The organism is Spirosoma pomorum, assembly GCF_054776615.1.
In genome coordinates this window covers 1-13451 of record NZ_BAAHBP010000023.1, presented here as the reverse complement: position 1 = coordinate 13451, position 13451 = coordinate 1, and the positions used below count along the sequence as shown (strand labels likewise).

The following is a 13451-nucleotide window of genomic DNA, read 5'->3' as shown; positions in this document are numbered from 1 at the left end:
TCGGTATGACAACCGAAACGGGTCGTGGGTTCCAACGGGCTTCCTTACAGGCGTTTTTCAAGTACAATCGTAAGCCCGTGTTTTCCCTGCACGGTACCAATAATGTCGAAGCCAGATTTGATGTTCAGAATGAGCATCGATCGCCAGGTATTGTAGGTCTGGGTTCGAATGCTTTTGTATCCCTGTTCACGACACCAATCGTGCTGTTGCTGCATCAACCCGGCAGCGATACCACGCTGGCGAAAGTCAGGATGAACCCCACCCAGCCAGCTATAAAAATGAGTCGGTTTTCGGCGATAGCCTAGTTTACAACCAACTAGTCCGTCACCCAGGTAAGCCAGTTGCGTAACAACAGGCGTATGCGCGTTTTGAAAATGTAATTTCTCGCGCGTTGCTTCCGGGGATTCGTTGGGAAAGATGACAGCCAGCAGGTCAACCAGAGCGGCTAACTGCGGCTCATCAGGTAGTGCGGGATGTCGTTCGTAGCGTATTTCCATCCCGCGAAGATGAACTATTTTACCTCACAATAAGGCACTCAATCCGGGCATTTCTTACAACGCTTGCCCTTTTTGTACTTCTTGCAACACTTTTTCAGTACACACTCCTGTCCAACAAAAACATTCGTTTGGCCTGGCTGTTTTACGGCGAAAGTGTTAGTGACTTCTTCCTGAATATTGAACTCAACCGTCATTGTTTACCGATTATCTAGAACAAAATTAAGCTTGTTTAGAATTAATACAAATAAATATGATAAAGATTTTTTTTACGACTGCGCTTTTTTTGCTAATTGGCGTTGGCGCTGTGCTGGCGCACGAGTTCTGGCTACAACCCAATCGGTTCTTCGCCAATGTAGGCGATAAACTTACCATCCAGGCATTAGTTGGTGAAGACTTCTCGGGCGAGCAATCGAACGGCAAAAAAGAGAGAATCCTGCAGTATAAGCACCAGTCTGCCACCGGCACGACTGACCTGTCCCCTACCTTAACCGGCGATACGTACGGAACCTTGCCTGTATCGTTCACGGCGGTGGGCACTCATCTAATCAGCTTTTCCAACACTCCAGCGTTCCTGGCGATGCGAGCCGATAGTTTTCTGCTCTATTTGAAAGAGGATGGACTGGATAACGTCATCAGTGCCCGTCAACAGCAGGGTGCGGCTAGCAAGCCCAGCCGGGAAATGTACCAGCGTTGCGTTAAAACGCTGATTCAGGTAGGCGATAAACCTGATAACACGTTCGTCGAAAATACGGGGATGCCGCTAGAGATTATCCCGGCTCAGAATCCGTATGACCAACGCCCCGGTCAAATTGCGACCTTTCAAGTGTTATATGAAAATAAACCGCTTCCCAAAGCCTTGGTCCGCTACTGGAATCGCAACGGCTCCAATCCACTTGCGCAGGAACGGCAGCGCTCAGATGGACAGGGCCGGGTTCGATTCCGGTTACGGGCAGGCAACAATATGGTCAGTTTGGTCCATATGATTCCTTACGTGCGTACCGATACAACAAAACCCAGCCCTGCTGACTGGCATAGTTACTGGGGCAGTCTAACGTTTGGCTGCCGATAATACGGTATTAATCGACGATGTCGCCGGTCATGTACAGCTTCACCTGACCGGCAATATCAACCCGATCACCGTTGAGTTTACAACGCAGGTAACCGCCCCGTGTCGATAGCTGGCGGGCTACCAGTTCGTTCTTTTCCAGCCTTTCCGCCCAGTAAGGTACTAAAGTTGTGTGGGCCGAGCCCGTAACAGGATCTTCATCAATGCCCGATTGTGGCCCAAAAAAGCGGGATACGAAGTCAACTCCTGACTCAGCATCAGCGGGCGCGGTTACGATAACTCCTCTGGCTGGAACGGTGCTCATCTCCCGGAAGTCGGGTTCCAGAGCCTCAATCTGCGCCTGCGTTTCGTAAATAAGCAGGTAATCCGTCTTACCCTTGTAGACTTCGAGCGGTTTTTCGTCCAGGCTACTTAGCAAGGCGGGCGGCTGTAGGTTGGCCCTCTGAACAACATCAACCGGAAAATCGAGCGTTAACCAGCCATCCTGGCCTTTGCATACTTTTAACATCCCGCTCCGCGAATCAAAGTGAATTTCGTCGGCTTCGGGTTTATCCTCCAGGAAAAAAACGACATAGCCGGCAGCCAGCGTAGCATGGCCGCACAGATCTACTTCTACCGTAGGCGTAAACCAACGGATATGGTAGTGGGCATCGCCGTCGGTTTTGACGTAAAAAGCGGTTTCAGCCAGGTTGTTTTCAGCGGCAATCTGCTGCATTTGCCCATCGGGTAGCCATTCGGCTAATGGCATAACGGCAGCAGGATTACCAGCATACAGCTGGTCAGTGAACGCATCAAGTTGGTAGAGACGCATACAGATTTACAATAAACTTACGTATCAAGAATGGTTTAGGAATGCACTTCGGGTTGCTGAAGCATCGCAAGCGTAGCCTGCGAGAACTCGGTCAGCGACGATAAAATTATGTCAGCAATCTCAAATTTGGGTTCCTGCGCTTCAAAGGCAGCCGGAACGGCGATGGTACGCATTCCTGCTGAATGCGCCGACCGTAGTCCCGAGCCTGAATCTTCAAACGCGACGCAGTTGGCAGGATCTACCCCCAATTTTCGAGCCGCACCCAGGTATACATCGGGCGCGGGTTTATTACGTGCTTCGAGGGTCGCTGAATGCCAGAGAGTCAGATACGGACGCAGTTGCAGCCGATCCACCACCACTTCAATTAAACTCATGGGCGAAGCCGAGGCAATAGCCGTAGGCAGGCCCTGTTGCGCAAAAAACGCCAACGCATCAATCGCTCCCGGCATGGGCTCAGCCATGAGTGCAATACGTTTGTGTACTGCTTCAGTCATTTCATCCGCCAGATTTTCATCACTGCGTCCACCGGCGGCTTCTTCCGTCCAGGGAGCGCGGGCGTGCCAATAACGGACTACATCCAGAATTGGCATCCCCGTTGTTTTCTTACATTCATCGTCGGTTAGCATCAGGCCCACCGATCCAAAAACTTCGCGTTCAACAGCTCGCCAGTGGGGTTCAGAGTCCACTAGTAGCCCATCCATGTCAAATATTGCTGCGTGTATCAAAAGTCAGTTTTTAATGTTTTTGGGCCGTAACGAATCGCTGATGGCTCCCTCCAGGGTATCGTCATCGAAGACAGTCGTATCCGGTCGTAAGTTTGTTTGTTGTTCCGCTGGCTTTGTTTGGCTCTGACAGGCAATCAGAGACAGTACAATTAATCCCATCAGTAAGCCGAGCTCTAACCGTCGATAGTTCATACAACTGCCGGGCGAAAAGGTTTGACGGTCAGCTTACTCTTATCCCATACACCTTCAACAAGGTAAGGATCTGTTTGTAAGTAATTGGTTAGCTGCGCTTCTGATTCCAGATCCAGCACGAGCATCGAGCCAATCATCTCGCCCGCATCATTGAGCAACGCTCCTCCCAGCAGAAAGTGTCCATCGGCCTTCAGTTGCCGGACATAGTCCAGGTGAGCGGGGCGAACTGCCATTCGGCGATTCAGGGCTTCCGCATCGGTGTAATCATAAGCGTAAACGACGTACTGCATCTATACACGGGAATTAACAGGGCAAGATACTTTTTTCACTCGTTTCCTCCCAATACCAGCGGTCTTTCTTATAAAGTCTACAGCAGGTCTGAGGTTGTATCTATTCATTTTTTCTCTTTACTCCTAGTCAATACCCATGTTCTGCTCCCTCATCTCCTCCGCTGGATTGCCCGTTTTCGCTCATTTCTCATTAATTTGAGGGCTTGAATAACAACCAGTGATTGATGAAAACACCTTTCTGGCTGCTTAGCCTGCTAGCGACTCAGGCGCTGGCCCAGCCTGCCCCTAAACCGACGGCGCGACCAACCCTAACGATCGAAACGATCATGCAGGATCCGAAAACCTGGGTCGGTACCTCCCCCACAAATCCCTACTGGTCGGATGATTCCAGAACGATTTACTTTAACTGGAATCCAGAACGCGCCTTGGGCGATTCGCTGTACAAAGTTTCTCTGGCGGGAAAAACGCCCGCTAAGCCCGTCAAGGTCAGTGCCGCCGAACGGCAGTCGTTACCCACGGCGCCCGTTGAAGCGTACAACAAAGCTTACACGCAGCGCCTGTTCGAGAAAAACGGGGATATTTTTTGGCTCGACGTCAAAACCGGCCGCGTTCGTCAACTGACAAACACGGTCGACCCGGAAAGTGATCCGCTTTTTACGGGCGATGAGAAAGGCGTCGTGTTTCGCCGGGGTGGCTCAAACCTCTACAAATTTGACCTGCAAACCGGCGAGCTAACCCAGCTAACCGATTTTAGACCTAGCAGCAAAAAGCCAGATCCCAAAGCAACCGACGAAGAAAAGTTCCTAAAGGCCGATCAGTTGCGCCTGTCGACGGTTCTTCGGGAACGTAAGGAAAAGAAAGACGAAAGCGAGCGGATCAACAAAGCCAACCGGCCAAAACGTCCCAAAGAAATTTACCTGGATGACAAACGGCTGATGACGGCCCAGCTCAGTCCCAACGGCCGCTACGTTACGTATAAGGTGGGGAAAAGTGCCCCTAACGCCAAAAATACCATCGTGCCAAACTACGTAACCGAATCGGGGTACACCGAGGATATTTCGGGACGGACTAAAGTGGGCGCACCCATGATGAGCCAGGAATTTATGGTGTACGACATTCAGAAGGACACGGTCTGGACCGTTGGCACTAAGAGCATTCCCGGTATCTATGACAAACAGGCGGATCTGCCAACGCCTAAAGGTGCCAAGGCCGACACGACCAAGAAAGCTCGGCCCGTCACGATCAGTGGACCGGTCTGGTCCGACGACGGCAAGTTGGCCGTTATTGTCGTACGATCGCTGGACAACAAAGACCGCTGGATTATGCGGCTGGACCTGGGCGATGCAGCCCCCAAACTCACCCTGCTCGATCGCCAGCACGAAGACTCCTGGGTAGGAGGGCCAGGGGTGGGTTCCGGTTTTTCGCCTGGCAATATGAACTTCCTGAACGACAACCAAACGCTCTGGTTTCAGTCGGAAGCCGATGGCTATTCGCATATCTACACCATCAATGTACAAACGGGTGGTTCGAAAAAGCAGCTGACCAAAGGGAAATTCGAAGTACAGCAAGTGCAACTCTCGAAGGACAAAACGCACTTCTTCCTGCAAACGAATGAAATTCATCCTGGCGAACAACACTTTTACCGGATGCCGGTTACGGGTGGCGAGCGAACGCGTTTGACGACAATGCCGGGGGCGAATGACGTAACGTTATCGCCTGACGAGACCCGGATGGCGATCCGGTATTCAACCAGTAACAAACCCTGGGAGCTTTACGTAGTGGATGTGCCAACGACGAGTAAAAAAGGCAGTGCCACGTTAACAGCCGTCAAATTAACGGACTCACCTACCGATGCGTTCAAAGCGTACCCCTGGCGCGAACCGGCCTTCGTTACGATTCCTTCGCGCGACGGTCAGCCCATCTACGCCCGTCTTTACAAACCGGCTTCTGATGCGCCGGTTAAAGCTACTGGCAAAGCGGTCGTGTTTGTGCACGGGGCTGGGTATCTGCAAAATGCTCACAAATGGTGGAGTCAGTATTTCCGCGAGTACATGTTTCACAATCTGTTGGTCGATAAAGGGTATACCGTCCTGGATATTGACTACCGGGCCAGTGCCGGCTACGGGCGCGACTGGCGTACGGGCATTTACCGGCATATGGGCGGTAAGGATCTGGACGATCACGTTGACGCAGCCAAATGGCTCGTGCAGACGCAGGGGGTGAACGAAAAAAGCATCGGTATCTACGGTGGTTCATATGGCGGTTTCATTACGTTGATGGCGATGTTTACTACCCCGGATGTGTTTGCCGCCGGAGCAGCACTGCGCCCCGTTACCGACTGGGCAGCCTACAACCACGGCTACACGGCCAACATTCTGAACGAACCCCAGGCCGATTCACTGTCATATCGTCGCTCGTCACCCATCAACTTTGCAGAAGGGTTAAAAGGCCATCTGCTTATCTGCCACGGCATGGTCGACGTAAACGTTCATTACCAGGATGCCGTCCGGCTGGCTCAGCGACTGATTGAGTTACGGAAAGAAAACTGGGAGCTGGCCTCGTACCCCGTCGAGGACCACGGCTTTGTGGAACCAACGAGCTGGATGGATGAATACAAACGGATTCTGAAGCTATTTGACGAACGACTATAACCGTTAAGGTAGATTTTGGGTTGTACAACGCATGACCACTTTTCGCTCATTTTTCTGTACACTAGTGCTGGCCCTGATCTGTTCGGGACTACACGCCCAGACGACTTCGCCCCAATCGGCCAGTGCACTTGCCATTCCGGAAACGGGCGATAATCTAATTCGAGTTGGCTCATCAATGCCCGATAGCCTGCTTTATCTGAGAGCGGGTCAGGTGCTGATCGAATCTGGCTTCGCCATCAGTAAAGCCGACGGCGATCGAATGTCGCTGCAGACTCAAGTTCGCCAAATCGACAAAGCAACCATGTTTCCTTACCTGGTTGTATCGGTCATCAAGGGAGCGGTGCAGATCATGGGCTTTATGGAGCCTACGCAGAAAACCTCCTCGCGGCAACCCGCAAAGCCTGCGGTTATTACAAACAGCGGAGATAAAGAAACGCCGATGCGAATCGGGTTTGACTACATGAGCGACTACGCGCAACGGCTGGCCAATAGCATCAACGGAACAATTACATACACGAAACAGCAATAGGTTGCTGTTTTAGACCTTATAACAATATGAATTCTGATTTATCCCCCGAAGAACTAGCTCGTCAACTGGAGGACGAAGCAAACAAAGCGCAGGACCGGCAAATTGAGCAACAATTCCGGGATGCTTTCCTGCAACTGGAGCCAGCCATTGATCTTTCCAAGGTTACCATCGTGAGCGATATTGCTAACGACAACTTGCTTATTGACGGTGTTGACGACGAATTAATCGACCAGGCCCTAGTTATAGTCCGGGGCGATGGCGACGAATAAGCTCGCAAAATGGTATAAACGTAACGGGCCAGTCATGTACATGACTGGCCCGTTACGTTTATACTGTTCTAGTTAAGTCGCTGCGTAGGATTCCACCCAATCGAAGCTAAGCGAATTGCTTTATCCTGGTCTAATCCACTAGCATGCAACGCTTTGGCAATTTCAAGAACCCGATTTAGGGTTAACATTTGCTTTACCATTTCCTTTGTTGCTATAGTAGTTTCGCGCATTTTGTAACTAATATTTGTTCTCAATTTACGAACATTATCAATTTCTAGTTTTCTGATTCATAAAAAAACTTATTAATAAGCGATAAATTATTGATATATTTTTCACTTTTGATATATCGCCTTTCAGACACTGGTTACTTATACCCCATTGCCGTACAAATGGGGTATAAGTATATTTCACAGGCGTTTGAAAAGCTCAAAGAAACTCTTACTTTTGTGCCACCAAAATGAAAAAGGAATACCTTTCTCATTGATTAGAGAGCTGCCGGAGTGGTCGAACGGGTCTGATTCGAAATCAGAAGTACTCGCAAGGGTACCGGGGGTTCGAATCCCTCGCTCTCTGCCAAACGGGTCTTATTAAACTGACATTCAGCTTAATAAGACCCGTTCTTCTTTTTACCTGCTTTCGCTACAGACTATAGCGCGCTTTCAACCTCTTTATCCGGTTCGGCTGGATTCTGATGGAAGATCTCCTCCAGCCGGGAAAATAAATCCGGATGTTTTTGTTGCAGCAAGTCAGGACGCTTGAAAAAATATTCGGATACTACCGCAAAAAACTCAGCCTCGTTAGTCATTCCATACGGATTGATATCCGACTGATTTTCCTTAATTTCCTGAATACTCCGGTGAATGAGTTGCACCCAGGGCTTTACGTGTCCTTTGTCAAGCAAGTATTCAGGCAGACCGTCCGTTGCCCCATCAGCTTTGTCGAGCAAATGGACAAACTCGTGGATACCCGTGTTCGATTTGCTGTTTTCATTGGCAAACCCGTCGTGTAGAGCGGGCTTCGACAACACCATTGTGCTTTGTAAAGCGCCCCCTTCACCTACCATACCCAGAATCGTTCGGTTCTCGCCCGTGGTTTCGTAATTTTCGTTGAAGCGATCGTCGTATAACAAAACGTTAGTCAACTGATAATAGTACCAGCCCTCAAAACCGAAAATAGGAATTACAGCGCTGCTGGCGACCAGCAATTTATCTATTTCATCAACGGTCGTTCCGACCCCGTCAATTTGAGTATGCTGCAAAAAATGACTTACCCGGTCCTCAAATAGTTTCTTTTTATCGTCAGGCAATGAGCGATAGTACGCTACGTGTTCCTGCAGCAACTGACTGTCCGTACTAGGAAGCTGATCCGGCTCCTTGACGGTCTGCCCCTGACGGACGTATTGCCAGATCAGACCGCCTATGAGAAGAATTACAATAATTGATACGATTAGCATTTTCTTTACTTACTACTGTTATGGACAAACGGTCAGTTCTATAGGATGGTTTTGCTTTCCTGGTCATTCATAAAGCGTTCCTAAAACGGCTAAGCTTTGGCCCCTTCCTGCGGACGGACGTTGGAGCGGATACCAAAAAGGGCCGGGCAACATTTGCCCCGGCCCTTTTTCACCACTACGCTCTATACTGCTAAAGTATAACTAACGTAACGTACTTGGACATACGTAATTAGTCGTGGTAATACGATTCGTTTTCTGAATAGCGCTAAATCCACCCGCAACATCGACTACGTTTTCATATCCCCGCGCTTTCAGTATTGAGGCAGCTACCATAGACCGATAACCGCCTGCACAATGAATGTATACTGTTTCATTTTTCGGAAACTCTGCCATACGCTCATTGATGTAATCCAGCGGGATATTGACAGCTCCGTCGACATGCTCAGCCTCGAATTCACCGGGTTTCCTAACATCAACAATTGTAACTTTCTCCGTTTCTACCCGATCGGCTAATACATCGGCCGAGATTGACGAAATCGTATCAACTTCCTTTCCGCTAGTCGCCCAGGCTTCAAAACCACCCTTCAAATAGCCCAGCACCTGATCATAGCCGACCCGTGCCAGTCGGGTCAGCGTTTCCTGTTCGGTACCGGGTTGACAAACGAGTAAGATCTCTTGCTTTATGTCCGGAATCAAAGCGCCAACCCAGGGAGCGAACTGGCCACCCAGACCAATATTAATCGCTTTTGGAATAAAACCTTTGGTAAACTCTTGTGCTGCCCGAACATCCAGTACCACGGCTCCCGTTTCGTTGGCGGCTGCTTCAAATGCGTCGGGCGCTAGCGGCTGAGCGCCCCGGTTCAGAACCGTATCAATGCTTTCATAGCCCTGTTTATTGAGTTGTACGTTCTGCGGGAAATATTTCGGCGGAGCCAGTAGCCCATCTGTCACTTCCCGGATGAACTCATCCCGGCTCATAGACGCCCGTAGTGCGTAGTTGAATAGTTTCTGATTCCCCAGCGTATCTGTTGTTTCCTTGCTCATGTTCTTCCCACAGGCCGAACCCGCTCCATGAGCCGGATAGACTATCATACTGTCAGGCAGTGGCATGATTTTATTACGCAGGGAATCGAATAGATAACCTGCTAAGTCATCCATCGTCAGGTCTGATTTCTGAGCCAGATCCGGCCGGCCAACGTCACCGATAAATAACGTGTCACCACTGAACAGGGCTTTCTCTTTACCATGCTCGTCTACTAACAGGTAACAGCTCGATTCCATTGTATGACCCGGTGTGTGCAGTACCCGAATGGTTACGTTACCTAGCTTTAACTCTTCGCCATCTTTCGCGATGTACGCATCAAAACCTGTCTGTGCATTCGGTCCATACACAATGGTTGCCTTAGCTTTCCGCGCCAGATCCAGATGACCCGATACAAAATCAGCATGGAAATGAGTCTCTAATACGTATTTAATCGTCGATTTATCATTGGCTGCTTTATCCAGGTAGGGCTGCACCTCACGAAGCGGATCAATAACGGCTACTTCGCCCGCACTTTCAATGTAATAAGCCCCTTGGGCCAGACAACCGGTGTAAATCTGTTCTATTTTCATACGTATTTCATTCATCATAGTCCTGACAACTGGCCCAAAAAGCCAGTGTCGGGATCTTCTGTCACTCAAACAGCCAATTTGCGTCCGAAGTTGCACAAACCGGCGTAAACGGTGTAGTGACGCTGTCTAAAAAGCGAAACGCGACCCGGACAAAATTAATTTTGTCCGGGTCGCGTTTCGCTCATTTTGGTAAGGAATAGCTAAGAAATAGCTTTAAAGCCCTCCTGTTCCGCGAAAGGCTGGTCACGCAACCGCTTACCAGTCGCTTTGAAAATGGCATTAGCAACGGCAGCAGCGGCTGGCGGCAGCGAAGGTTCTCCTAACCCTGTAGGTTCAATGCCATTATCAACGAAGTGAACTTCCACTTCCGGAATCTCACTCAACCGAATCAAGCGGAACTCATTGAAATTCTTCTGTTCAGGAACGCCGTCTTTGAAGGTAATATTACCAAACATAGCATGGCCGATACCATCCACGATGCAACCCGCTACCTGCTGACGAGCCCCGCTCTGGTTGATCACGATTCCGCAATCAGCAGCTGAGTATACTTTTTGAATGACCGGCTTCCCCTTTTTCACCACCACTTCACCCACTTGCGCGACGTAAGATCGGTGCGAGAAATACACACTAAATCCCTGGGCAATGAGTTTCCCATCGGGTCCTTTCTTCTTGCCCCAACCTGATTTTTCGACGGCAAGTTGAATAACCCCTTTCATTCGATCCAGGTCATACTTGATAGCGCCCACAGGTTTCTGTTTCGCTTTATCCAATAACTCTATTCGGAATTGAACAGGATCTTTACCAGCAGCCTGCGCGACCTCGTCGAGAAAAGCCTGTTCCGCGAACGCCAGGAAGTTAGTAATCGGTGCCCGCCAGGGACCGGTCGTGATTGGCGACTTATGATCAACACTATCAATCAGTAGGTTATCAACTGCTCCAGCTGGGAAGTTGTCCTCACGCGTTGGATTACCTGCGTTTATACCTACTCCACGTAGCTTGTAGCCAATCATGTTTCCCTGTTGGTCCAATGCAGCTTCAAACCGATATCGAACAGCGGGGCGGTAGCTGCCTCCTGTCATGTCGTCCTCTCGAGTCCAAATCACTTTAACCGGCGCCTTAACGAGTTTCGACACCTGCACGGCTTCAACTACGTAATCCGCTTTCAGACGGCGGCCAAAGCCACCACCCATGCGTGTCATCTGTACGCTTACTTTATCAGGGGAAATTTTGAGTAGTTTGGCGGTTTCATTACGGGCTAGCTCCGGCGTTTGTGTTGGTCCAACAAGTTCGGCACCGTCCTCGCGCACGTGCGCGAAGAAGTTCATCGGCTCCAGCGGATTGTGAGGCAGAAACGGGCATTGGTACTCAGCCTTCACTACTTTAGCCGCGTTTTTGAACGCCGTTTCAACGTCACCGTCTTTTCGGCGTACTGTTGCCTCCGAACTATCCAGTAGCTCCTTGAATAGACGATTATGATCAGCCGTGCTCTCTAACGTATCCGCTTTCTCCCATTCTATTTTCAGCGCATCCTTTGCTTTCTTTACCTGCCAGGTCGATTTACCAACAACTGCTACGTTATTATCGAACGTAACGACGTCAACAATGCCCGGCATCGCTTTGGCAGCTTTATCATCAACCGACTTGAGCTTATACCCGAAGGCAGGCCGTTGCAGCATAGCGAATAACATCCCTTCCCGGTAGAAGTCCAGACCAAAAAGTGGCTTACCAGTTATAATTCGCGGATTATCAACATTTTTGATCGTTTGTCCGATCAGCTTGAAATCTTTCGGATCTTTCAGCTTGACATCTGTCGGTACGGGTATCTGGGTCGCTTCAGTGGCCAGTTCACCATAACTTAATTTGCGGTTAGTGCCTGTATGTGTTACGTAACCAGCAGCAGTTGTACACTCACTAACTGGTACGTTCCAGCGTTTCGCAGCGGCACCGATCAGCATTTGGCGAGCCGTAGCTCCTGCCACCCGTAGCCGTTGCCAAGAGTGAGGAATAGAACCACTACCTCCAGCCACCTGTCGCTCGAATTTCTTTGTATCCAATGGAGCCTGCTCCACGACAACATTTTTCCAATCCGCATCCAGTTCCTCAGCTACTACAATAGGAAACGCGGTTTTTATCCCCTGACCTACTTCCGGGTTAGGGGATAAAATCGTAATCGTTCCTGTGGGGCTTATGGACAGATAACTATTAAAGCCTGAACCTGCTTCCGCTAGCGACGTAGCAGTCTCTCCAGCCTCCGCTTCTATCCAGTTAAAACCAAGCATCAAACCACCACCTGCGGCAGCCATAGTTTTCAAAAACGAGCGCCGGCTCTCTTTCGGTAACGTCATCATGGCTATTTTTTGGTTTTAGTGGCAGCACTTTTCACAGCTTCACGAATGCGATGGTAGGTACCACAACGGCACAAATTTCCCGACATAGTGGCATCAATATCAGCCAGTGTTGGCTTAGGATTTTTCTTCAGCAAGGCTGCTGCGGTCATAATCTGTCCGGCTTGGCAATAACCGCATTGCGGCACGTCGATTTCATTCCAGGCCTGCTGCACAGGATGGTCTCCTTTTTCAGACAGTCCTTCGATGGTTGTAATCTTAGCGTTCCCGATTGAAGAAACGGGCAATACACAGGCGCGTACCGCTTCTCCATTCATATGGACTGTACAAGCTCCGCATTGAGCAATACCACAACCGTATTTGGTACCGGTCATTCCCAGCGTGTCACGTAACACCCACAATAAAGGAGTATCAGGATCAACGTCAGCTGGATATTTCCGGCCGTTAATCTGAAGCGTGAAAGTAGACATGGATTATCAGGTTTAGATGCAGAGGCAAGATACAAAATTTCGATAAATGATTTGTATGCCATATAAACGCGGAGAGCCGACCTCGTCTGAGATCGGCTCTGTCGCCCGCTTTCGCAAAATCTTAGGTGGCACCTTCCTACTCTCCCGCTTGTGACAGCAGTACCATCGGCAGTACGGGGCTTAACGGCTCTGTTCGAAATGGATAGAGGTGATCACCCGCCTTAACAACACCAACCTAAGTATGTCTTCTGTTGCGCTTACCCAACCCCTAACAGGGCCGGCACAACTAATATCTTTTAATAGCTTTCGTCTTTTTCCTCACAGAGAGTAAATACACATACACAACTTCCATAAACATAACGCATAGATGGCAACTCGCCCTCGGGCACATTAGTACGGCTCGGCTCCATGGCTCTCACCACCTCCACCTGCCGCCTATCAACGTTGTCGTCTCCAACGACCCTTCTTATGTAGGAACACTCATCTCGGGGCCAGTTTCGCACTTAGATGCTTTCAGCGCTTATCTGATCCGCACGTAG

At 49.8% G+C, this 13451-nt stretch carries 12 protein-coding genes, 1 tRNA gene and 2 rRNA genes; 5 read left to right on the top strand and 10 right to left on the bottom strand.

Annotated features, from left to right (window positions below; translation table 11 throughout):
* Window positions 1-44: 44 nt before the first annotated feature.
* On the bottom strand, window positions 45-497 hold the full coding sequence (locus ACYVAD_RS12810) for a GNAT family N-acetyltransferase (RefSeq protein WP_461139890.1): 453 nt from the start codon (window positions 495-497) through the stop codon (window positions 45-47).
* 250 nt (window positions 498-747) lie between these two features.
* On the opposite strand from ACYVAD_RS12810, the gene ACYVAD_RS12805 reads away from it, so the two are divergent.
* Window positions 748-1566 carry a DUF4198 domain-containing protein gene (locus tag ACYVAD_RS12805; protein WP_461139889.1) on the top strand — a complete coding sequence of 273 codons (819 nt, stop codon included), beginning with the start codon at window positions 748-750 and terminating at the stop codon, window positions 1564-1566.
* 7 nt (window positions 1567-1573) lie between these two features.
* Here the strand turns inward: ACYVAD_RS12805 and ACYVAD_RS12800 are convergent, their stop codons facing one another.
* From ACYVAD_RS12800 to ACYVAD_RS12790, 3 genes are all read right to left on the bottom strand, one after another.
* Window positions 1574-2374, bottom strand: coding sequence for a PhzF family phenazine biosynthesis protein (locus tag ACYVAD_RS12800; protein WP_461139888.1), 801 nt, complete (start codon window positions 2372-2374; stop codon window positions 1574-1576).
* A 35-nt stretch (window positions 2375-2409) separates the two neighbouring features.
* Entirely contained in the window at window positions 2410-3099 is a 690-nt protein-coding gene (gene hxpB, locus ACYVAD_RS12795) for a hexitol phosphatase HxpB (RefSeq protein WP_461139887.1), read from the bottom strand.
* A gap of 188 nt (window positions 3100-3287) precedes the next feature.
* Window positions 3288-3581: a YciI family protein gene (locus tag ACYVAD_RS12790; RefSeq protein WP_461139886.1), complete on the bottom strand. Its 294-nt coding sequence runs from the start codon at window positions 3579-3581 to the stop codon at window positions 3288-3290.
* Window positions 3582-3805: 224 nt separating this feature from the next.
* Between ACYVAD_RS12790 and ACYVAD_RS12785 the strand changes: the two genes are divergently transcribed.
* From ACYVAD_RS12785 to ACYVAD_RS12770, 4 genes are all read left to right on the top strand, one after another.
* Complete coding sequence (locus tag ACYVAD_RS12785; RefSeq protein WP_461139885.1) at window positions 3806-6232, top strand: S9 family peptidase; 2427 nt, start codon at window positions 3806-3808, stop codon at window positions 6230-6232.
* A gap of 31 nt (window positions 6233-6263) precedes the next feature.
* On the top strand, window positions 6264-6761 hold the full coding sequence (locus ACYVAD_RS12780) for a hypothetical protein (protein ID WP_461139884.1): 498 nt from the start codon (window positions 6264-6266) through the stop codon (window positions 6759-6761).
* Window positions 6762-6787: 26 nt separating this feature from the next.
* Window positions 6788-7030 (top strand): hypothetical protein, encoded by a 243-nt coding sequence (locus tag ACYVAD_RS12775; protein ID WP_461139883.1) that lies wholly within the window; start codon window positions 6788-6790, stop codon window positions 7028-7030.
* A gap of 486 nt (window positions 7031-7516) precedes the next feature.
* Window positions 7517-7606, top strand: a tRNA-Ser gene (locus ACYVAD_RS12770).
* Window positions 7607-7676: 70 nt separating this feature from the next.
* Here the strand turns inward: ACYVAD_RS12770 and ACYVAD_RS12765 are convergent.
* The 6 genes from ACYVAD_RS12765 to ACYVAD_RS12740 all read right to left on the bottom strand — a co-directional run.
* Window positions 7677-8483, bottom strand: coding sequence for a M90 family metallopeptidase (locus tag ACYVAD_RS12765; protein ID WP_461139882.1), 807 nt, complete (start codon window positions 8481-8483; stop codon window positions 7677-7679).
* A gap of 201 nt (window positions 8484-8684) precedes the next feature.
* Window positions 8685-10097, bottom strand: a complete 1413-nt coding sequence (locus ACYVAD_RS12760; RefSeq protein WP_461139881.1) for an MBL fold metallo-hydrolase — start codon at window positions 10095-10097, stop codon at window positions 8685-8687.
* A 200-nt stretch (window positions 10098-10297) separates the two neighbouring features.
* A complete protein-coding gene (locus ACYVAD_RS12755) occupies window positions 10298-12445 on the bottom strand; it encodes a xanthine dehydrogenase family protein molybdopterin-binding subunit (RefSeq protein ID WP_461139880.1) in 2148 nt (715 codons plus the stop codon).
* 2 nt (window positions 12446-12447) lie between these two features.
* Window positions 12448-12912, bottom strand: a complete 465-nt coding sequence (locus ACYVAD_RS12750) for a (2Fe-2S)-binding protein (protein WP_461139879.1) — start codon at window positions 12910-12912, stop codon at window positions 12448-12450.
* Window positions 12913-13035: 123 nt separating this feature from the next.
* A 5S ribosomal RNA gene (rrf, locus tag ACYVAD_RS12745) occupies window positions 13036-13147 on the bottom strand.
* A 134-nt stretch (window positions 13148-13281) separates the two neighbouring features.
* Window positions 13282-13451: ribosomal RNA gene (locus tag ACYVAD_RS12740) — 23S ribosomal RNA — on the bottom strand; the annotation flags it as partial.